The sequence below is a fragment of the Cellulosimicrobium protaetiae genome (genome assembly GCF_009708005.2).
GTDB lineage: Bacteria > Actinomycetota > Actinomycetes > Actinomycetales > Cellulomonadaceae > Cellulosimicrobium > Cellulosimicrobium protaetiae.
In genome coordinates this window covers 3,389,139-3,408,942 of the sequence record NZ_CP052757.1, presented here as the reverse complement: position 1 = coordinate 3,408,942, position 19,804 = coordinate 3,389,139, and the positions used below count along the sequence as shown (strand labels likewise).

At 73.9% G+C, this 19,804-nt stretch carries 21 protein-coding genes; 14 read left to right on the top strand and 7 right to left on the bottom strand.

The annotated features are described in order from the left end of the window. Positions 1-24 precede the first annotated feature (24 nt). From FIC82_RS14695 to FIC82_RS14670, 6 genes are all read left to right on the top strand, one after another. Positions 25-978 carry a carbohydrate ABC transporter permease gene (locus FIC82_RS14695; protein ID WP_154799008.1) on the top strand — a complete coding sequence of 318 codons (954 nt, stop codon included), beginning with the start codon at positions 25-27 and terminating at the stop codon, positions 976-978. Beyond that, positions 975-1,907: a carbohydrate ABC transporter permease gene (locus FIC82_RS14690; protein WP_418884324.1), complete on the top strand. Its 933-nt coding sequence runs from the start codon at positions 975-977 to the stop codon at positions 1,905-1,907. Before FIC82_RS14695 ends, FIC82_RS14690 begins: the two co-directional genes overlap by 4 nt. Before the next feature lies 1 nt (position 1,908). Continuing rightward, complete coding sequence (locus FIC82_RS14685) at positions 1,909-2,934, top strand: ROK family protein (RefSeq protein ID WP_253691198.1); 1,026 nt, start codon at positions 1,909-1,911, stop codon at positions 2,932-2,934. Beyond that, a complete protein-coding gene (gene nagB, locus FIC82_RS14680) occupies positions 2,934-3,716 on the top strand; it encodes a glucosamine-6-phosphate deaminase (protein WP_154799007.1) in 783 nt (260 codons plus the stop codon). The genes FIC82_RS14685 and nagB overlap by 1 nt, the downstream gene beginning before the upstream one ends. Positions 3,717-3,893: 177 nt before the next feature. Further along, positions 3,894-4,229 carry a DUF3039 domain-containing protein gene (locus FIC82_RS14675; RefSeq protein ID WP_034605677.1) on the top strand — a complete coding sequence of 112 codons (336 nt, stop codon included), beginning with the start codon at positions 3,894-3,896 and terminating at the stop codon, positions 4,227-4,229. A gap of 104 nt (positions 4,230-4,333) precedes the next feature. After that, positions 4,334-6,079, top strand: coding sequence for a DEAD/DEAH box helicase (locus FIC82_RS14670; protein ID WP_154800341.1), 1,746 nt, complete (start codon positions 4,334-4,336; stop codon positions 6,077-6,079). Between the two features lie 37 nt (positions 6,080-6,116). On the opposite strand, the gene FIC82_RS14665 is transcribed toward FIC82_RS14670, so the two are convergent. After that, positions 6,117-7,547 (bottom strand): nicotinate phosphoribosyltransferase, encoded by a 1,431-nt coding sequence (locus tag FIC82_RS14665; protein WP_154799006.1) that lies wholly within the window; start codon positions 7,545-7,547, stop codon positions 6,117-6,119. A gap of 113 nt (positions 7,548-7,660) precedes the next feature. Here FIC82_RS14665 and clpS point away from each other — a divergent pair, with 113 nt between their 5' ends. The 6 genes from clpS (at position 7,661) to rdgB (ending at position 11,919) form a co-directional block, all read left to right on the top strand. Next, positions 7,661-7,948 (top strand): ATP-dependent Clp protease adapter ClpS, encoded by a 288-nt coding sequence (gene clpS, locus FIC82_RS14660; protein ID WP_253691833.1) that lies wholly within the window; start codon positions 7,661-7,663, stop codon positions 7,946-7,948. Then, a complete protein-coding gene (locus tag FIC82_RS14655) occupies positions 7,945-8,607 on the top strand; it encodes a DUF2017 family protein (protein ID WP_168731926.1) in 663 nt (220 codons plus the stop codon). The genes clpS and FIC82_RS14655 overlap by 4 nt, the downstream gene beginning before the upstream one ends. A 138-nt stretch (positions 8,608-8,745) precedes the next feature. After that, complete coding sequence (gene murI, locus FIC82_RS14650) at positions 8,746-9,549, top strand: glutamate racemase (protein ID WP_168731925.1); 804 nt, start codon at positions 8,746-8,748, stop codon at positions 9,547-9,549. Then, positions 9,549-10,379: an MBL fold metallo-hydrolase gene (locus tag FIC82_RS14645; protein WP_154799005.1), complete on the top strand. Its 831-nt coding sequence runs from the start codon at positions 9,549-9,551 to the stop codon at positions 10,377-10,379. The genes murI and FIC82_RS14645 overlap by 1 nt, the downstream gene beginning before the upstream one ends. Positions 10,380-10,471: 92 nt before the next feature. Next, positions 10,472-11,230, top strand: a complete 759-nt coding sequence (gene rph / locus FIC82_RS14640) for a ribonuclease PH (RefSeq protein WP_154799004.1) — start codon at positions 10,472-10,474, stop codon at positions 11,228-11,230. Further along, positions 11,227-11,919, top strand: a complete 693-nt coding sequence (rdgB, locus tag FIC82_RS14635; protein WP_168731924.1) for an RdgB/HAM1 family non-canonical purine NTP pyrophosphatase — start codon at positions 11,227-11,229, stop codon at positions 11,917-11,919. Before rph ends, rdgB begins: the two co-directional genes overlap by 4 nt. Here rdgB and FIC82_RS14630 read toward each other — a convergent pair. Then, complete coding sequence (locus FIC82_RS14630) at positions 11,908-12,357, bottom strand: DUF3054 domain-containing protein (RefSeq protein WP_154799003.1); 450 nt, start codon at positions 12,355-12,357, stop codon at positions 11,908-11,910. The genes rdgB and FIC82_RS14630 overlap by 12 nt on opposite strands. A 160-nt stretch (positions 12,358-12,517) precedes the next feature. Between FIC82_RS14630 and FIC82_RS14625 the strand changes: the two genes are divergently transcribed. Further along, positions 12,518-14,152 carry an ABC-F family ATP-binding cassette domain-containing protein gene (locus FIC82_RS14625; protein ID WP_168731923.1) on the top strand — a complete coding sequence of 545 codons (1,635 nt, stop codon included), beginning with the start codon at positions 12,518-12,520 and terminating at the stop codon, positions 14,150-14,152. 30 nt (positions 14,153-14,182) lie between these two features. On the opposite strand, the gene FIC82_RS14620 is transcribed toward FIC82_RS14625, so the two are convergent. From FIC82_RS14620 to FIC82_RS14600, 5 genes are all read right to left on the bottom strand, one after another. Beyond that, positions 14,183-14,725, bottom strand: coding sequence for a flavodoxin domain-containing protein (locus FIC82_RS14620; RefSeq protein WP_154799002.1), 543 nt, complete (start codon positions 14,723-14,725; stop codon positions 14,183-14,185). 205 nt (positions 14,726-14,930) lie between these two features. Next, a complete protein-coding gene (locus tag FIC82_RS14615; RefSeq protein ID WP_154799001.1) occupies positions 14,931-15,593 on the bottom strand; it encodes a Pr6Pr family membrane protein in 663 nt (220 codons plus the stop codon). After that, on the bottom strand, positions 15,590-16,159 hold the full coding sequence (locus FIC82_RS14610) for an NUDIX hydrolase family protein (RefSeq protein ID WP_168731922.1): 570 nt from the start codon (positions 16,157-16,159) through the stop codon (positions 15,590-15,592). The genes FIC82_RS14615 and FIC82_RS14610 overlap by 4 nt, the downstream gene beginning before the upstream one ends. Before the next feature lie 68 nt (positions 16,160-16,227). Continuing rightward, positions 16,228-17,829 carry a pyridoxal phosphate-dependent decarboxylase family protein gene (locus FIC82_RS14605; protein ID WP_253691194.1) on the bottom strand — a complete coding sequence of 534 codons (1,602 nt, stop codon included), beginning with the start codon at positions 17,827-17,829 and terminating at the stop codon, positions 16,228-16,230. Next, entirely contained in the window at positions 17,795-19,249 is a 1,455-nt protein-coding gene (locus FIC82_RS14600) for an MFS transporter (protein ID WP_168731921.1), read from the bottom strand. Before FIC82_RS14600 ends, FIC82_RS14605 begins: the two co-directional genes overlap by 35 nt. 149 nt (positions 19,250-19,398) lie before the next feature. Between FIC82_RS14600 and trxA the strand changes: the two genes are divergently transcribed. Beyond that, positions 19,399-19,782 (top strand): thioredoxin, encoded by a 384-nt coding sequence (gene trxA, locus FIC82_RS14595; protein WP_141388748.1) that lies wholly within the window; start codon positions 19,399-19,401, stop codon positions 19,780-19,782. The last annotated feature ends 22 nt before the right edge of the window (positions 19,783-19,804 follow it).

Genomic DNA, 19,804 nt, shown 5'->3' with positions numbered 1-19,804 from the left:
GCGCACCCCTGACGGAGTGAGGAAATGAGCTCAACCACCCTCGAACCCCGCACCGAGCGCCCCGGCGCCGTGCGGCCACCCAAGAAGCGGCGTCCTCCGATCCTGCCGTGGACGCTCCTCGTCCCTAGCCTCGTCGTGCTGGGGATCCTGGTCGGGTACCCGATCGTCCGACTGTTCGTCATGTCGTTCCAGGAGTACGAGCGGGCCCAGCTCATGGGTCAGCCCGCCGAGTGGGTCGGCTTCGACAACTACGTCCAGGTCCTCACCGACGTCGACGGCTTCTGGACCGTTCTGCTGCGCAGCTTCCTGTTCATGGTCGTCTGCGTCGCCCTGACCATGGTGCTCGGCACCCTCATCGCGCTGCTCATGATGCGGCTCGGCAACGGCTTCCGCCTGCTGGTCTCGGTCGGCCTGCTGCTCGCGTGGGCCATGCCGGCGCTCGCGGCGACCATCGTCTGGGGCTGGATCTTCGACACGCAGTACGGCGTGATCAACAACCTCCTGACGACGATCACGGGGGACAACTGGATGGGCCACTCGTGGCTCCTCAACCCCCTCCAGTTCTTCCTCATCGCGACGATCATCATCGTGTGGGGCGCCATCCCGTTCGTCGCGTTCACCATGTACGCGGGCCTCACGCAGATCCCTGGAGAGGTGCTCGAGGCAGCGCAGCTCGACGGCGCGGGCCCGGTCCAGCGCTTCCGCCTCATCATGATCCCGTACGTGCGCAGCATCATCACGGTGCTCATCGTGCTGTCGATCATCTGGGACCTGCGCGTGTTCACGCAGATCTACGCCCTCCAAGGTGTCGGCGGTGACCGGGAGAAGACGAACACGATCGGCGTGTACATCTACCAGATGGGCATGGCGCAGGGTCACTACGGCCTCGCCGGCGCGATCTCGGTGATCTTCGTCTTCATCATGCTCGGCATCTCGTTCTACTACGTGCGCCAGACGGTCCGGGAGGAAGAACTGTGAGCACCATCTCGACCACCCCTCGCGCCTCGGTACGGCACGCCTCGGCGGCCGTCAAGACCGCCCCCCGCAAGAGCCGTGACACGCAGCGCAAGAAGGCCGCGAACGTGGTCTTCGCGATCCTCGCGATCATCGTCTTCGTGGCGTCGGTCTTCCCGGTCTACTGGATGATCAACACCTCGTTCCTGCCGTCGAACCTTATTCGTGGTACGGATCTCAAGTTCTTCCCGACCCCCGACGTCTTCACGCTGAGCAACTACGAGAGCGCCATCACCGACGACTCGCGAGCGCCATTCGTGCCCGCGATGGGCAACTCGCTCGCGGTGACCTTCTTCACGCTCGTCATCGCGATGATCCTCGGCTTCCTCGCCTCGTTGGCCGTGACCCGGTTCCGCTTCAAGGGTCGCCGCGCGTTCATCATCGCGGTCCTCGTCGTCCAGATGATCCCGGGCGAGGCGATGATGATCTCGATCTTCCGGATCATCGACGGCTGGCAGATGCTCAACACGATCATCGGTCTCGGCATCGTCTACGTCTCCGGCGTGCTGCCCTTCACGATCTGGACGCTGCGCGGGTTCGTCAACGGCGTGCCGGCCGAGCTCGAGGAAGCCGCCATGATCGACGGCTGCTCGCGCGGCAGGGCGTTCTGGAAGATCACGTTCCCGCTGCTCGCGCCGGGCCTCGTCGCCACAGGTGTCTTCGCCTTCATCCAGGCCTGGAACGAGTTCGTCATGGCGCTGATCATCATGTCGCGCCCGGAGTCGATGACCCTCCCGGTGTGGCTCCGGACCTACCAGCAGGCGACCCAGGCGACCAACTGGGGCGCTCTCATGGCAGGGGCAGTGCTCATCGCCATCCCCGTGGTGATCTTCTTCCTCATCGTCCAGGGTCGGATGACCGGTGGCCTCGTCTCGGGTGCGGTGAAGGGCTGACGTGAGCGACCTGAGCACGGCTGCCTCGCTGAACGGCGAGGCAGCCGCAGCCCCGGCCGGGCGCCCCGACCGTCCGTCGCCCAGAAGGGTCCCGGCAGGTGCCGGGAGCGCGGTCGGACTCGACATCGGCGGCACCAAGGTGCTCGCCGCGTACCTCGACCCCGAGGGTGCCGCACGCGAGACGCTGCGCCTGCCGACCGTCCGCGGTCCGCAGGGTGTCGTGGCGAGCGCGGCGCGTGCCGTCCGGGAGGTCGTGCGCCGCTCGGGCGTCGACCTCGCCGACCTCGACGGCGTCGGTGTGGGCGTGCCCGGCCTGGTGGACCCGACGGACGGCTCGGTCACCCACGCGGTCAACCTGGGGATCGAGGGAGGGCGGTTCGCCCTGGCCGACGCGTTGTCCGCGGAGCTCGGGGGCGTCCCGGTCCAGGTCGACAACGACCTCAACGTCGCCGCGCTCGGGGCGTCGCACCTGCGGGGCGACGACGGCGCGGACCTCGCGTTCCTCGCGCTCGGCACCGGGCTCGCCGCCGGCATCGTCCTCGGTGGTGAGCTGCGGCGCGGCGTGAGCGGTGCGGCGGGGGAGATCGGGCACATCCCCATCGATCCCCGTGGCCCGGAGTGCGCGTGCGGCCAGCGGGGCTGCGTCGAGGTGTACGCCTCGGGTTCCGCGGTGTCGGCCCGGTGGCCGTCGCGTCACGGTCGACCGGCGCCCGCGGAGCTCTTCGAGGCCGCGGCGGCCGGCGACCCGGAGGCCGTCCGGATCAAGGACGAGTTCGCGTCCGCGGTCGCGTCCGCGGTCCGGATCCTCGAGCTCTCGGTCGACGTGCGGCACGTCGTGCTCGGGGGTGGCGTCTCCGCGCTGGGGCAGCCGCTCCTCGACGCCGTGCGTGCGGCGCTCGACGCGCAGTCGAGCACGTCCCCGTTCCTGTCCTCGTTGCGTCTCGCGGAGCGGGTGTCTCTCGCTCCGACGGACGTCCCCGTCGCCGCGGTGGGCGCTGCCCTCGTCGGCCGTCGAAAGGTGTTGTGATGGAGGTCGTGATCGCTCCTGCGGAGCGGTTGGCGGTGCTGGCTGCGGACGCGATCGAGGCGGTGGTGCGGTCGCGGCCTCGGGCGGTGCTGGGGCTGGCGACGGGCTCGTCGCCGTTGAAGGTGTACGACGAGCTGGCGCGCCGGCACCGTGAGGACGGGTTGTCGTTCGCCCGGGTGAAGGCGTTCATGCTCGACGAGTACGTGGGCCTGCCCGCGGAGCACCCCGAGCGGTACCGGAACGTGATCGAGACCGAGATCGCGTCGCGGGTGGACTTCGCCGAGGGCGCGGTCCAGGGCCCGGACGGCAACGCGGCGGACCTGGTGGCGGCGTGCGCGGCGTACGAGGAGTCGATCGCGGCCGCGGGGGGTGTGGACGTGCAGATCCTGGGGATCGGCACCGACGGGCACATCGCGTTCAACGAGCCGGGGTCGTCGCTGGCGTCGCGGACGCGGATCAAGACGTTGACGGCGCAGACGCGGGTGGACAACGCGCGGTTCTTCGGCGACGACGTGGACCGGGTGCCGCGGCACTGCCTGACGCAGGGGCTGGCGACGATCATGTCGGCGCGGCACCTGGTGCTGCTGGCCACGGGCCGGGGCAAGGCGGAGGCGGTGCACCAGCTCGTGGAGGGCCCGGTCAGCGCGTTGTGGCCCGCGACGATCATGCAGATGCACCCGCACGCGACGGTGCTGGTCGACGACGCGGCGGCCTCGCGCCTGCAGCTCGGGGACTACTACCGCCAGACCTACGCGTCCAAGCCCGACTGGCAGGGCCTGTAGGCCGCTGCCCAGGCCGCGCGGGTCTCACCCGCCGCTCGGAGCCGCCCGCCGGTGCACGGTCCACGCCCCTGGACCGTGTGCCGGCGGGCTCTTTCGTCGCTGGGCACGGGCCATCGTGCGTCTGTCGCGGGCGTAGAGCCCCCACAGGTGTCGGCAGCGCGACGTAGACTTCGGGTCATGATCGAACTCCGTGCGAGCACGCCCCCCGGGGGTCCTGAGGACCCGTTCCGGAACCCCGCGACCGAGCCGACGACCGGCACGTCGACCGGGGTGCTCGAGCGCGAGGAGACGCGCGAGCAGACCGAGCCGGGCGACCACGAGCGCTTCGCGCACTACGTGCGCAAGGAGAAGATCATGGAGTCCGCACTCTCCGGCAAGCCGGTGATCGCGCTCTGCGGCAAGGTGTGGGTGCCCGGTCGCGACCCGAACAAGTTCCCCGTGTGCCCCACGTGCAAGGAGATCTACGACGGTCTGCGGGACCCGCAGGACGGCGAGGGTGACTCCGGCAAGTGAGCGGGGAGCACCACACGACGTCCACCGGTCACTCCGCCCCCGACACCCGTAGCAGGACCAGCCCGCCCGCGCCGCAGAGCCCGTCGTCGGCTGCGGCGTCGCACCTGTCGCCCGCGTTCCCGCGTCGCGCCCCGTGGGGCTCGGCGTCGAAGCTGCGCGCGTGGCAGGCCGAGGCGCTCGAGCTGTATCGCACCCGCGCGCCGCGCGACTTCCTCGCGGTCGCGACCCCGGGTGCGGGCAAGACGACGTTCGCGCTGCGGGTCGCGACCGAGCTGCTCGAGCAGGGGATCGTGCGGCGGGTGACGGTCGTCGCACCGACCGAGCACCTCAAGCACCAGTGGGCCGACGCCGCGGCACGCGTCGGCATCCGGATCGACCCCAACTTCCGCAACAGCCAGGGCCGGCACGGCGCCCACTACGACGGCGTCGCGCTGACGTACGCGCAGATCGCTGCCAAGCCCGCGCTGCACGCGGCGCGCACGACCGCCGACCGGACGCTCGTCATCCTCGACGAGGTGCACCACGGGGGCGACGCGCTGTCGTGGGGCGACGCCGTGCGCGAGGCGTTCGAGGACGCGACGCGTCGTCTCGCACTGACGGGCACGCCCTTCCGGTCCGACACCGCGGCGATCCCGTTCGTCGAGTACGACCGCGGTCCTGACGGCATCCGCCGCTCGCGCGCGGACTACACGTACGGTTACGGCGACGCGCTGCGGGACCACGTCGTGCGCCCGGTGCTGTTCCTGTCGTACTCGGGCAACATGCGCTGGCGCACCAAGGCCGGCGACGAGGTGAGCGCACGTCTGGGCGAGGCGCTCACGAAGGACATGACGGGCCAGGCGTGGCGCACCGCGCTCGACCCGAACGGCGAGTGGATCCCGTCGGTCCTCGCGGCGGCGGACAAGCGCCTCACCGAGGTGCGGCGCGCGATCCCCGACGCCGGGGGACTCGTGATCGCGACCGACCAGACCGACGCGCGCGCGTACGCGGGCCACCTCGCCCGGATCACCGGGAAGTCCCCGACCGTGGTGCTGTCGGACGACGACGGGGCGAGCAGCCGCATCGAGGAGTTCTCCGACGGCGACGGCCGCTGGATGGTCGCGGTGCGCATGGTGTCAGAGGGTGTGGACGTCCCGCGCCTGGCCGTGGGCGTGTACGCCACGTCGACGGCGACCCCGCTGTTCTTCGCGCAGGCCGTCGGGCGGTTCGTGCGTGCCCGCAAGCGGGGTGAGACGGCGTCGGTGTTCCTGCCCAGCGTCCCGCACCTGCTGGAGCTGGCGAACGGGCTGGAGATCGAGCGGGACCACGCGCTCGACCGACCGCTCACGGCGGAGGAGCAGGGTGAGGGCTTCAACCCCGAGGATGCGCTTCTCGCCGAGGCGAACCGCGAGGACAAGGCGTCGGGCGAGCTCGTCCAGGGGTCGTTCGAGGCGCTCGAGGCGCAGGCCTCGTTCGACCGCGTCCTGTTCGACGGCGGCGAGTTCGGGACGGGCGCGGACGTCGGGTCGGACGAGGAGCTCGACTTCCTCGGCCTCCCTGGTCTCCTCGACGCCGACCAGGTCACCACGCTCCTGCGCCAGCGTCAGGCCGACCAGATCAGCGCGCGCTCCAGGAGCACGCAGTCCGCGGAGCGCGAGCGGGCCGAGATGGACCACCGTCGGGCGGCCGAGCTGCGCAAGGAGCTGCAGCGGCTCGTCTCCGCCTGGTCGCGCCGCAGCGGGCAGCCGCACGGGTCCGTGCACACCGAGCTGCGGCGCCGTTGCGGCGGGCCCGAGGTCCCGCTCGCGACGGTCGAGCAGCTCGATGCACGTGTCGCGACCGTCCGCGGCTGGTTCGTCGGCAAGCGGTAGCAGCCGGGTCGCACCGCGGTCACACGCTCCGGCGGGCTCAGGGGATCGTGTGCACGACCGTCGGGATCGCGGGGTCGCCGGCCGAGAGGCGGCGGGCACCGCGGGGCAGCTCGGCACGGGCCTCGCGGTGGCGGTGCGCGGCGTTCTGCACGCCGTAGGACCCGACCCACCGCGAGTCGACCGCGCCGTCGACGACGAGCGGGACCTGGAGCGGTCGGAGGTCTCCGTCGTCGGGCTCCCACTCCTGGACGGCGAGGTCGGCGCCGGTCACGACGACCTCCTCGACCGCGCGGCCGTCGACGTCGTACCGACGCGCGGCGACCTTGCGCCCGCCGGTGCTGGTCTTGGCCGTGGAGGCCTTGGCGACGGGCTGGAGCACGCCGGAGGAGTCGGCGCGGGCGACGAGCTTGTAGACCATGCCGCACGTGGGCGCGCCGGAACCGGTGACGAGCGAGGTCCCGACGCCGTACGAGTCGACGGGGGCGGCGGCGAGCGACGCGATGGCGTACTCGTCGAGGTCCGAGGTCACCGTGATCTTCGTGTCGTGCGCGCCGAGGGAGTCGAGCTGGCGGCGCACCTCGACGGCGAGCACCCCGAGGTCTCCGGAGTCGAGCCGGACGGCACCGAGCCTCCCGCCGGCGGCGCGTACCGCGTTCTGGACGCCCTTGCGTACGTCGTAGGTATCGACGAGGAGCGTGGTGCCGGGACCGAGCGAGGCGACCTGCGACGCGAAGGCCGACTCCTCGTCGTCGTGCAGGAGCGTGAAGGCGTGCGCGGCGGTGCCGATGGTCGCCAGCCCGTAGCGGCGCCCCGCCTCGAGGTTGGACGTCCCGGCGAACCCGCCGACCACCGCGGCGCGCGCTGCGGCGACGGCGGCCTGCTCGTGCGCGCGCCGCGCGCCCATCTCGAGGCACGGGCGCTCGACGGCGGCGCTCGTCATGCGCGACGCTGCGGACGCGACGGCGGAGTCGTAGTTGAGGATCGACAGCACGAGCGTCTCGAGCAGCACCGCCTCGGCGAACGTGCCCTCGACGGTCATCACGGGAGACTGCGGGAAGAAGACCTCGCCCTCGGCGTACCCGGAGACGGTCCCGGTGAACCGGTAGCCGGCGAGGAACTCGAGCGTGCGGTCGTCGACGACGGACTGCGCGTGGAGCCAGTCGAGCTCCTCGGCGCCGAACCGGAACGACGACAGCGCCTCCAGGACGCGTCCCGTCCCCGCGAGGACCCCGTACCGCCGCCCCGGTGGGAGGCGGCGCGTGAAGACCTCGAACAGGCAGTGGCGGTCGGCGGTGCCGTCCGCGAGCGCGGCCTGGAGCATCGTCAGCTCGTAGCGGTCGGTGAGGAGGGCGGTCGACGCGACCGGCTGGTAGGGCGGGCGCTGCGGCGCCGGGCCCGCCTGTCGTCCCGGCGAGGCAGCGCTGTCGGTGAGGGAGGGGGCGACGCTGCCCGGGTCGGCGAGGCTCATGCGGAATACGGTAGGGCAGCGACGGGCACGACGGGTGTCGACAGGCCCACGAATACAGTGGTGGCGTGAGCCCTCAGCCGATCTTCACCCGCGCCACCGGCGCGCTGGCGTCCGTGACCGTGCCCGAGGAGGCGACCCGGGTCGACGAGACCGTCCTCCCCGACAGCCCGTGGGTCACCCTCGTGTGGAACGACCCGGTCAACCTCATGAGCTACGTCGCGTACGTGTTCGAGTCCTACTTCGGGTACGCGGCGGAGCGCGCCCACCAGCTCATGCTGCAGGTGCACCAGGAGGGTCGTGCCGTCGTGTCGACGGGCGATCGCGAGCGCATGGAGGTCGACGTGCAGGCGATGCACGGGTTCGGGCTGTGGGCGACGCTGCAGAAGGACGGCGAGCAGTGAGGCCGTTCCGCGCCGAGGCGCACGGGTACGTCGCGGAGCTCGAGCCGTCGGAGCGGATCGTGCTCGCGCAGCTCGCGGGCGACGTCGCCCAGATGCTCCAGGAGGGCGTGCCCGGGCGGGCGCCGGGTCCCGCCGCGCCCGTGCCCGACGACGTCTGGTCGCCTCCCGGCTGGACGGGCCCGCTGCCGGGTGGGCACGGGTCGGACGCGACGCCTCCGCCCGACCCGGCCGTGCGGCGTCTGCTCCCCGACGCGTCGGACGACGCCGACGTGGCGACCGAGTTCCGGCGGTTCACCCAGGACGACCTCGCGGCGCGCAAGGTCGGGCGGCTCGTGCTGCTGGCGCGCATGCTCGTGGACTCGGAGCCGAGCGAGGCGGCCCCGTTCGCCGTGACGCGGGAGGACGCCGAGGACGTGGCGGGCGCGCTGACGGACGTGCGCCTCGTGCTCGCCGAACGGCTCGGGCTGCGGACCGACGAGCAGGTCGAGGGCCTGTACGACGAGCTGGACCGCGAGGGCGAGGACGGGCCGGTGGACGAGGTGGGTGGGGCACCGCGCCGCTTCCTCGTGAGCGTGTTCCTGCTCACGGGCCTGCTCCAGGAGTCGCTCGTGGACGGCATGCTCGCCGACCTCCGGGCAGGGCGCGGCCGTCCGTCCTGAGCGCCCGGACCAGACCGGGGGCCGTCCCGAGGCCGGCCTCCGGGGAAGACCCGCACGGAGGGTCCTGTGGGCGCTGCCACAGGCGGGAGCCGCGGTTCGGTGCGCCCCGCGCGCGAGCGCGCCAGTAGGCTCGGGCGGGTGAACGACGCTCCCATCGGGATCTTCGACTCGGGCGTGGGCGGCCTGACCGTCGCACGCTCGATCCTCGACCAGCTTCCGAACGAGTCCCTCCTCTACATCGGGGACACCGCGAACGGGCCCTACGGGCCCAAGCCGCTCGCGGCGGTCCGGGCGATGGCGCTGGCGATCATGGACCAGCTCGTCGACGACGGTGTGAAGATGCTCGTCATCGCCTGCAACTCGGCGTCGTCGGCGGTCCTGCGTGACGCGCGCGAGCGGTACACGCAGCGCCACGGGCTCCCGGTCGTCGAGGTGATCCTCCCGGCGGCGCGTCGCGCGGTCGCCGCGACGCGCTCGGGACGGATCGGGGTCATCGGGACGCGCGCCACCATCACGTCGCGGTCCTACGAGGACGCGTTCGCCGTCACGCCGGGGCTGCACCTGACGACCCAGGCGTGCCCGGACTTCGTGCCGCTCGTCGAGCAGGGCGTGACGTCGGGGCCCGAGGTGCTGGAGGTCGCGCACCGCTACCTCGACCCGGTCAAGGCGGCGGGGGTCGACACGCTCGTGCTCGGATGCACGCACTACCCGCTGCTGACGGGCGCGATCTCGTACGTCATGGGCGAGGAGGTCACGCTCGTGTCGAGCGCGGAGGAGACGGCCAAGGACGTCTACCGCACGCTCGTCGCGCACGACCTCGAGCGCTCGCGCGACGCGGGACCGCCGCGGCACCGGTTCGTCGCGACCGGGAGCGCCGAGCCGTTCGAGCACCTGGCGCGCCGGTTCCTCGGCCCCGAGGTGCTCAGCGTGGAGGCGGCCTGATGCGCCTCGTCACGGTCGGGTGCTCGGGGTCGTTCGCCGGGCCGGAGTCGCCCGCGTCGTCGTACCTCGTCCAGGTCCCGGCCGCGGAGGCCGCGGCCGCGGGGTTCGAGGCACGCGACTGGAACGTCGTGCTCGACCTCGGCAACGGGTCGCTGGGCACGCTGCAGCGCTTCGTCGACCCGCTCGACCTGGACGCCGTCGCGCTGTCGCACCTGCACCCCGACCACTTCGTCGACGTGTGCGGTCTGTACGTCTACCTGCGCTACCACCCGGAGCGCGGCTCGACGCGGACCGGGGTGCCGAGCCGCCTCACGGTGCTCGGGCCGTCGGGCACGGCCGGGCGTCTCGAGGCGGCGTACGGAGCCGAGCCGGGCGACGCGATGGCCGAGGAGCTCGACGTGCGGGCCTGGGAGGCGGGGGTCCCGGTCCAGGTCGGCCCGCTCACCCTCGAGCCGTACCGCGTGTTCCACCCGGTCGAGGCGTACGGCGTGCGCGTCACGGGGCCGTCGTCGCTGCGGACGGGCGAGCGTGCCGTGCTCGCGTACACGGGTGACACCGACGTGTGCGACGGCGTCGTCGAGCTGGCTCGCGACGCCGACCTGCTGCTGTCGGAGGCCGCGTTCCACGAGGGCCGCGACGACGGTGTCGAGCCGGGCATCCACCTCACGGGGCGCCGGGCGGGCGAGGTCGCGACGGCGGCCGGCGCGCACCGGCTGGTGCTCACGCACCTCCCGGCGTGGAACGACCCCGAGCGCTCGCGCACGGAGGCCCGCGAGTCGTACGCGGGCCGGGTCGACGTGGCGACCACGGGCGCAGTCTTCGACCTCTGACCGTGAGTGCATGAAATAGTCGCGCCCCAGGCTGATCGGCGCGACTATTTCATGCACTCAGCAGGGGGCCGGGGGGTCGGTAAGGTGGCCGCATGACCATCTCTGCCTCTTCTGAGGTCGTGCGCGCCGACGGGCGTGCGCCCGACCAGCTCCGGCCCGTGACCATCACCCGCCACTGGCTCGACCAGGCCGAGGGGAGCGTGCTCGTCGAGTTCGGCCGGACGCGCGTGCTGTGCGCGGCGTCGTTCACGGAGGGTGTGCCGCGCTGGCGCAAGGGGTCGGGCGAGGGCTGGGTCACGGCCGAGTACGCGATGCTGCCGCGCGCGACGGACGAGCGCAGCCAGCGCGAGTCGGTCAAGGGCAAGATCGGCGGGCGCACGCACGAGATCTCGCGCCTCATCGGCCGGTCCCTGCGCGCGATCATCGACGTCTCGGCGCTCGGCGAGAACACGATCGTGCTCGACTGCGACGTCCTGCAGGCCGACGGCGGCACCCGCACCGCCGCGATCACGGGCGCCTACGTGGCGCTCGCCGACGCGGTCGCGTGGGGTCAGCGCCACGGTCACGTCAAGGGCGGCAAGCCGGTGCTGACCGACTCGGTCGCCGCGGTGAGCGTCGGCATCATCGACGGCACGCCCATGCTCGACCTCCCGTACGTCGAGGACGTGCGCGCCGAGACGGACATGAACGTCGTGGTCACGGGCTCGGGCACGTTCGTCGAGGTGCAGGGCACCGCCGAGCACGCGCCGTTCGACCGCGCCGAGCTCGACGCGCTGCTCGACCTCGCCGTCGCCGGCACCGCCGACCTCACCACGATCCAGCGCGCGGCGCTCGCGGCGGACGCGCGGTGACCGGGGCGGCGGGTGCGCCCGCGGCGCCGGGCGTCGTCGTGCCGGACGGCGCGCGTCTCGTCCTCGCCACGCACAACCGCGGGAAGATCGCCGAGCTGCGCGCCATCCTCGCGGCCGAGCTCGACGCGCACCCGGGCCTCGATCTCGCGCCCGACGCGATCGTCGGAGCGGGCGACGTCGGCGCGCCCGAGCCCGTCGAGGACGGCGTGACGTTCGCCGAGAACGCGCTCATCAAGGCCCGCGCGCTCGTCGCGGCCACGGGCCTGCCCGCCGTCGCGGACGACTCCGGTCTCGCCGTCGACGTGCTCGGTGGCGCCCCGGGGATCTTCTCCGCGCGCTGGGCCGGGCGGCACGGCGACGACGTCGCGAACCTCGAGCTCCTGCTCGCCCAGCTCGGCGACGTGCGCGCCGAGCACCGGGCCGCGGGCTTCGTGTGCGCGGCTGCGCTCGTCACTCCGGACGGGACCGAGGTCGTGCGCACGGGCGAGATGCGCGGGACCCTGCTCACCGCGCCGCGCGGCGAGAACGGGTTCGGGTACGACCCGATCCTCCTGCCCGACGAGCAGCCCGGGAACGGCGCCCGGTCCGCTGCCGAGCTGAGCCCGGCGGAGAAGAACGCGATCAGCCACCGGGGGAAGGCGTTCCGCGCGCTCGCCCCGGACGTCGTCGCCGCCCTGTCAGCGCGGTAGCGGGCTCCCGGCGAGGTCGCGCGCGCGGCGTCGCCGGTCGCCCGGCCGGAGCACGCCGACGAGCGCGACCACGCCACGCCAGCCCAGCATCGTGACCGCGAGGAAGCCGAAGGACACGAGCTGGAACGCGGGGGCGACACCCTGGTCGGTGAGAACGCGCAGCAGGACGCCGAGTGCCCAGGCGCAGCCCCACACCACGACTCCCGTGGGCCAGACCCGCCACGGGCGGCGCCACGCCCGGGTGAGGAGCCACCCGAGCGCGGCGCCCGCCGCGAACGGCCAGGCGACGACGAGCAGCCGGGCCATGCCCTCGTCGGCCGAGTGCGTCGCGAGGCCCCCGCTCGCGAGCGCCAGGACGCACGCGACGTCGGCGAGCGCGGCGAGCAGGACGAGCCCGGTACGACGCGGGGCCTCTCCGGTGGGCGCGAGGTCGGTCATGCTCACGACCGTACCCCGCTCGCGAGACCGTTCCGCACGGCCGAGACCGTCCTGCACGGCCGAGATCGACCCCGTGCGACCGAGGTCGACCCTCAGGAGACCGATCTCGCGACGCAGGGGTCGATCTCGCGGAGGCCACGTCGCCACCTAGGGTGGTCCCGTGCATCTCGCCGCCGACGACCTCGCCTTCGCCTACCCCGGACGACCCGTCCTCGACGGCGTCGGCCTGCGCGTCGCGGGCGGGACACGGCTGGGCGTCGTGGGCGAGAACGGCACGGGCAAGTCGACCCTCCTGCACGTCCTGTCCGGCGACCTGGTCCCGAGCCGCGGGGAGGTGCGCCGCGCGGGCTCGCTCGCGCTCGTCGAGCAGGAGCTCGCGATCGAGCCGGGCCAGACGGTCGGCACGCTCGTCGCCGCGACGCTCAGCGGGCTGCGCGCGGTCGCCGCGGAGCTCGAGGCGGCCGCCCGCGACTTCGACCACGAGGCCGGAGACCTCGCCGAGCTCACGGAGATCCTCGCGCGGGCCGAGCACCTCGCCGTGTGGGACGCGGACCGCCGCGTCGACGTCGCGCTCTCGCGCCTCGGCGCGTGCCGCGACCGGGACCGCGAGCTCGCGACGCTGTCCGTCGGCGAGCGCTACCGCGTGCGGCTCGCGTGCCGGCTCGCGGAGCGCGCCGACCTGCTCCTCCTCGACGAGCCCACCAACCACCTCGACACGGGCGGGATCGACTTCCTCACGGGCGAGCTCGTCGCGTGGCGCGGGGGAGTGGTCATGGTCACGCACGACCGCCAGCTCCTCGACGACGTCGCGACCCAGATCCTCGACCTCGACCCCGCGATGGACGGCAAGCCGGTGCTCTACGGGCAACCGGGATACCTGTCCTACCGGTTCGCGAAGAACCAGGCGCTGCACCGCTGGCGCCAGCGGTTCCGGGCGGAGCAGAAGCGGGCGGAGAAGCTCGCCGCGGTGCTCGACGCGTCCTACGAGGGGCTGTCGGACGAGTGGCGCCCGCCCAAGGGCAGCCAGAAGCACCGCCGCGCGACGCGCGCCCGGATCCACGTCAAGGCCGCCGACCGCCGCCTGCAGCAGCTCGAGGCCGAGGCGGTCGAGGTCCCCGTGCCGCCGCTCCAGCTCGTCTTCCCCGAGCTGCCCGCGATGTCCCCGGGCTGGGACCCGGGCGACCCGGTGCTCGAGCTGCGCAGCCCGCGCGTCGGGCCGGGCCCTGACCCTCGCCTCGACCTGGCCGGCACCCGCGTCGCGATCCCGCCGTCGGGACGCCTCCTCGTCACGGGTCCGAACGGGAGCGGCAAGTCGACGTTCCTCGCGGCGCTCGCGGGGCTGGTCGCGCTCGACCGGGGCGCACGGTCCGTCGTCGACGGCGCGCGCCTGGGGGTCGTCGCGCAGGAGGGGCCGGTCCTGCCGCCGGACGCGGAGGACCGCACCGGGTTCGACGAGTACGCGCGCGAGGCGCTCGAGCTCCTCGACGCCGACCGCCTGGACCCGGACCACCTCGTGCCCGTGGCCTTCCTCGGCCTGCTCACCGAGGAGGACCTGGAGCGGCCGCTGCGCGAGCTCTCGGCCGGGCAGCGTCGCCGTTTCGACCTCGCGCGGGCGCTGCTGGCCGCACCGCACGTGCTGATCCTCGACGAGCCGACCAACCACCTCTCGATCGACCTCGTGGACGAGCTGACGCAGGCGCTGCGCGTCACGCCCGCGGCCGTGGTCGTCGCGACGCACGACCGGCGCATGCGCGAGGACCTCGACGACTGGCCGCGGCTCGAGCTCGCGGGCTGACGACCGCCACCCGGCCGCGCAGGTGCTCGCTCAGCGACCCTCGGCGGGGGCGCTCGCGGGCGCGAGGACCTTCCCCAGGGCGCGACCCCACGCCCGCGCGCGGTCGAGCTCGCCGTCGTCGAGCGGGCCCTCGACGTCCCCGACGTAGAACGACGCGGGCGGCGTGACGAGGCGGAAGCCCGCCCGGCGCAGCACCTTGGCCGCGCCCCTGGCCGCCGACCCCGGCAGCGGCTTGACCTTGGTGACGCGCGTGTCGAACGTCGCGGCCAGGCGCGTCTCCTCCTGGCGCGGGATTGACTCGACCCACTCGCGCAGGCCCGTCGCGCGGTCGGACACGTCGCCGCTCGCGCGCTGCACCGCCTCGGCACGGGTCGCGGGCCGGGTCATGCCGAACGCGTGGGTCGGTCCCCCGGCGACCACGAGGCCCATGTGCCGGAGCGCGTCGGGACTCGCGGCCGGGTCCGTCACGTCGACGACCATGACGCGGACCGTCTCGCTCAGTCCCTCGGCGACGGCCTGCGCGACCCGCTCGCTGTTCCCGTACATCGACTCGTAGACCACTGCGGCATCCATGGCGCGCCCCTTCGTCGTGCGCCCGTCCGGACGGGACGGGTCCCCTCCCTCCAGCGTCCGGGACGGGGGCGCTCGGACCCAGGGTCGGGCGGACGGAGGTGGAGGGCCGTTGGTCCCGGGTCTCGCCGGTCCCAGGTCCTGCGAGGTCGCCCGCGCCTGCCCGTGCGGATCCGGAGCCGCGGCGAAGGCCGACCGGGCGAGCGGGTCAGGGCGCGGGGCGCAGCCGCGCGTCCACGAGGCGCACGAGCCACGCGAGGAGGAGGAACACGACGGCCACGACCGCCGTGTTGACGAGCGCCCGGGCGAGGCCGAGCGCGGCCACGTCGAGGAAGGGATAGGGGTACCAGCCGACGACGGCACCCCGGACGAACGTGTACGCGATCCACGCGAGGGGGTAGGCCACCGACCACCACACCGTCGCGGCGCGCACACGCGGGCGCGGCCCGACGAGGAGCCAGGCCACCACCGCGAGCAGCGGTGCGAGCAGGTGGAGCAGCAGGTTCGACACCTGGCCTGCGGCGCTCAGCTCGGCGAGGCCGCGGAGCACGGTGTTGTAGACGATCCCGGTGACCGCGATGCACAGCAGGGCGTCGAGGTGGACGACGCGGAACACGGGACCGTCACGCTCGGGCCGCACCGCGAGGAAGAGCGAGACGACCCCGACGAGCACGTTCGACTGGATCGTGAAGTAGGAGAACAGGCGCACGAGACGCTCGGCCTGGCTGGGGGCGGTGCCGGGCCCGTCGACGAGCGCGATGACGAGCTCCATGACGACGCCTGTGAGCGCGGCGAGGGCCACCAGGGCGTGCAGCGCCCGCGCGAGGGCGGCCCGGCGTCCCTGAGGCGGGACGCGCGGCGCGCCGGTCACGGCAGGCGGCCGACGTACGCCATGGCCTGGCGCAGCAGCACGCCCTGTCCGCCGCGCATCTCGAGCTGGACCTCGTCGCTGCACGCCTGCTCGGGCGTCAGCCAGGCGAGCTCGAGCGCGTTCTGCTGCGGCCGGCAGTCGCCGTTGACCGGAACGACGTACGCGAGCGACACCGCGTGCTGGCGCGGGTCGTGGTACGAGGTGATGCCCGGCGTCGGGAAGTACTCGGCGACCGTGAACGGCTGCGGCGACGCGGGGACCTGGGGGAGCGCGACGGGGCCGAGGTCCTTCTCGATGTGCCGCAGCAGGGCGTCGCGGATGCGCTCGTGGTACATCACGCGGCCCGAGACGAGGGCCCGCGTCATCATGCCCTCGGGCGTCACGCGCAGCAGGAGCCCGACGGCGACGACGTCGCCCGAGTCGTCGACCCGCACCGGGACGGCGTCGACGTAGACGAGCGGGAGCTGCGCGCGCGCGACCGCGATCTCCTCCGGGCTGAGCCACCCGGCAGGGCTGGGGTTCTCGTGGGAGAAGTCGTCGGGCGGGAAGTCGGCGGTGTCGGTCACGCGACTGTTCTACCCCGACCGGTGCCACGGGGCGAGTCCGCCCGCGGCGCGTCGGTGCCCTCGGGCGGTCAGGCGGGTGCCTCGGCGACGCGGGCGACGATCTCGACGAGGGCCCGCTCCGCGACCGGCGCGGGCAGCACCTCCATGACGGCCATGAGCGGGGCGAGGCGGTCGGGGAGGACGGAACCCGTCGCCCGGCGCTCGGTCCCGCCGTCGGCGCCGAGCGCCGCGAGCAGGGCCTCCCAGACGGCGTCCGCGCTCGGCCCCGCAGCCTGCGCACCCGCAGGCCGGGCGAACGCGCCCGCGAGGGCCCCGAGGACGGCACTGACGTCGGGGCGGGCCTCGCCGCGCACCGCGTCGGCGCCCGCGACGAGCGCGGGGACGAGCCCGTCGAGCCCGGCCTCCGTCACGGGCGTGACCGTGAGGTGGGTCGTGTGCGGCAGGCGGGTCCCGTCGTCCTGCGTGAGTCCCGGCTGCGGCTGGAGGACCCACCCGAGGGAGCGGACGGCGTCCGCCCACAGGTGCGGGTCGACCTGCCGCGCGGGCGGCACGGACTCGTCGCACGCCACGGCGACCAGGGGACCGGTGGGGTGCCCGACGACGCGCAGGCCGTCGATCCGGTCGACCGCCGCGTGCAGGGCTCGCGTCGCGCGGACGCAGCGCGCCGTGAGGGCCGTGTACCCCGGGACGCCGAGCGCCTGGCTCACGGCCCACGCGGCGGCGAGCGGGGCTGCCGAGCGGGAGCCCGACGTGGTGGGGTTCACGACGGGGTAGCCCGGCCACCCGGTGGTCGCGAAGAACTGGCGGCGCTGGCGGTCGCGCCCGCGCACGAGCAGGACGGACGTGCCCTTGGGGGCGTAGCCGTACTTGTGCACGTCGGCGGAGACGCTCGTCACGCCGGGCACGGAGAAGTCGAACGCGGGGACGGGCTCACCGCCCGCGCCCTCCCAGAACGGGAGCACCCAGCCGCCGACGCACGCGTCCACGTGCACGGGCACGCCGCGCGCGGCGGCCGCGGCGGCGACCTCGGCGACGGGGTCGACGACGCCGTGCGGGTAGGACGGCGCGGACACGACGACGAGCGCGACGTCGCCTCCGTCGAGCTCCGCGAGGAGGGCGTCGGCGGCGGGCGTGCCGGTCGCCGGGTCGACGGGCACGAGCGTGATCGCGACGTCGAGGTACTGCGCGGCCTTGCGGAACGCCGCGTGCACGCTCACCGGGGCGACGACGCGGGGCCGGAGGCCGGGATGGTCCTCCCGGAACGCGTCGCGCGCGATCTTCACCGCGAGCAGGCAGCTCTCGGTCCCGCCGGACGTCACGGACCCCACGACGGCGTCCGGGCCGTCGGCCGTCCCGCGGAGCATGTCACGGGCGAACGCGACCAGCTCGCGCTCCATGACGGCGACCGACGTGAAGGTCGTCGGGTCGAGCCCGTTGACCGGCTGGACCGCGCGCGCGGCAGCGGCGGCGAGCTCGTCCAGCTCGGCCAGGCCCGGGTCGTAGACGTACGACAGGACGCGACCGCCGTGCGTCGGGGCGTCGGCGGCGCGGAGCGTGGCGAGCCGGTCGAGGATCCCGTCGGTGCGCAGCGGGACGCTGCCGTCCGGCCCTGCCTCGGCGTGGTCCGGGGAGGGCTCAGTCGTGGGCTCGGTCGGTGGGGGCGTGGTCACGCGGCAGCTCCGGTGCTGTGTCGTCGATGTCCCCCTTGCGCAGACCGTACCGCACGAGCGGGACGAGGCTCACCAGCACGAGGACCGCCGGGACGACAGAGAACGACAGGGCGATGCCGTCGACGGCGGCCACCGGCTGTGCGACGGTCTCCCCGGCCCGGGTGGACACGTAGCCCGTGACCCCGAGGACGAGCGAGAGCACCGCGGCGCCGAGCGCCATGCCCGTCGTCTCGCCCGCCGTCCAGACGCCGCTGAACGCCCCGCCACGGCCCTCGCCGTGCGTGCGCGCGTCGTGCGCGATGACGTCCGGGAGCATCGCGAGCGGGAGCGCCTGCATGCCCGCGTAGGCGATCCCCGCGAGCGCCGTCGGGGCGTACACCCAGGCACCGGGCGCCCACAGGAGCGGGATCATCCCGAGCGCCGCGACCGCGAAGAGCACCGTCGCGACGACGAAGCCGCGCTCCTTCCCGTCGCGGCGCGCGAGCCGGGTCCAGAGCGGCATGCAGAGCAGGGCCGGCGCGATGAGGGCAGCGAACAGGAAGCTCACCGCGGCCTCGTCGTGCAGCACGTAGCGCGCGACGTACGCGGCCCCCGCGAGCATGAGCCCGGTGGCGACCGCCTGGAGGAAGAACGCGGCGAGCAGCGTGCGGAACGGCCGGGAGCGCCGCAGCGCGTCGACCGCCTCGCGCACCGCGAGGACCCACGCGCGGGCGGCGGACGTCGAGGCGGCAGGGGCGGGCGCCGTCGACCCGCCGGGCGCGCCGCCGTCCCGGGCACCCGGCCTGCGCGGGGCGACGCGGGGGGCCACGCGAGAGGCGACGAGCATGCCCGCGCCGATGACCACGCCGGACACGACGCCCATGACGAGGTAGCCCGACGTCGAGTCGCCGCCCCCGCGCAACGCGGGACCGCCGGCACCGAACAGGAGGATGGCGAACGCGAGCGCGGCGACGCGCCACGCGAGCAGGCGCGTGCGGCCGTCGTAGGTGGGGTCGAGCTCGGCCGGGAGCGCGATGTACGGGACCTGGAAGAGCGAGAACGCCGTGGCGGCGAGGAGGAACGCGACGAGGACCCAGATCGCGGCGGCCGTGGGTCCCGCAGCGGAGGGGACGGCGAACGTCAGCGCGAAGAGCACGGGCAGCGTGAGGGCGCCGATCGTCATGAAGCGTCGGCGGGACCCGGTGCGGGCGAGGTCGCGGTCGGAGCCGTAGCCGATGAACGGGTCGATGACGACGTCCCAGACCTTCGCGCCGGTGACGATGAGCCCCGCCGCCGCGGCGGGGACGGCGAGCGCGTCGGTCAGGTACACGAGCAGCACGAGCCCGGGCAGGGTGCCGAAGCCCCCCGTGCCGACGGAGCCGGCGGCGTAGCCCGCGATCGTGGCGCGCGAGAGGCGGGGTGCGGTCGTGGCGTTCGTCACAGGGGCAGCGTAGAGGCTCGACGGCGCGCGGGACGTCCCGGGCGCGGTCCAGCGGGACTGCCGGGGGACGCGGCGCGGCGCCGCGGGGAATACCTGGCCGAGGATCGGTGCTCTACGAGGCAGAACCCCACGTCCCAGGAGGATCACGCATGGCCACGCAGACGCTCACCGAGTCCACCTTCGAGCAGACGATCACCGAGAACGACATCGTCCTCGTCGACTTCTGGGCCGACTGGTGCGGCCCGTGCAAGATGTTCGCCCCGGTGTTCGAGGCGTCGTCGGAGGAGAACCCCGACGTCGTGCACGGCAAGATCGACACCGAGGCCGAGCGCGGTCTCGCGGCCGCCGCGAACATCACGTCGATCCCGACGCTCATGGCCTTCCGCGAGGGCATCCTCGTGTTCTCGCAGCCCGGTGCGCTCCCGGCTCCTGCCCTCAAGCAGGTCGTGGACGCCGTCAAGGGCCTCGACATGGAGGACGTCCGCCGCCAGATCGCCGCGGCGAACGACGGCTCCCCGGCGCAGGACGCCTGACCGGCTCCGCCCTCGCGCACAC

Excerpts from the sequence above, each read along its gene's own strand:
- FIC82_RS14695 (WP_154799008.1), top strand. The coding sequence starts at position 25 with ATGAGCTCAACCACCCTCGAACCCCGCACCGAGCGCCCCGGCGCCGTG.
- nagB (WP_154799007.1), top strand. The coding sequence starts at position 2,934 with ATGGAGGTCGTGATCGCTCCTGCGGAGCGGTTGGCGGTGCTGGCTGCG.
- FIC82_RS14675 (WP_034605677.1), top strand. The coding sequence starts at position 3,894 with ATGATCGAACTCCGTGCGAGCACGCCCCCCGGGGGTCCTGAGGACCCG.
- FIC82_RS14665 (WP_154799006.1), bottom strand. The coding sequence starts at position 7,547 with ATGAGCCTCGCCGACCCGGGCAGCGTCGCCCCCTCCCTCACCGACAGC.
- FIC82_RS14645 (WP_154799005.1), top strand. The coding sequence starts at position 9,549 with ATGCGCCTCGTCACGGTCGGGTGCTCGGGGTCGTTCGCCGGGCCGGAG.
- rph (WP_154799004.1), top strand. The coding sequence starts at position 10,472 with ATGACCATCTCTGCCTCTTCTGAGGTCGTGCGCGCCGACGGGCGTGCG.
- FIC82_RS14630 (WP_154799003.1), bottom strand. The coding sequence starts at position 12,357 with ATGACCGACCTCGCGCCCACCGGAGAGGCCCCGCGTCGTACCGGGCTC.
- FIC82_RS14620 (WP_154799002.1), bottom strand. The coding sequence starts at position 14,725 with ATGGATGCCGCAGTGGTCTACGAGTCGATGTACGGGAACAGCGAGCGG.
- trxA (WP_141388748.1), top strand. The coding sequence starts at position 19,399 with ATGGCCACGCAGACGCTCACCGAGTCCACCTTCGAGCAGACGATCACC.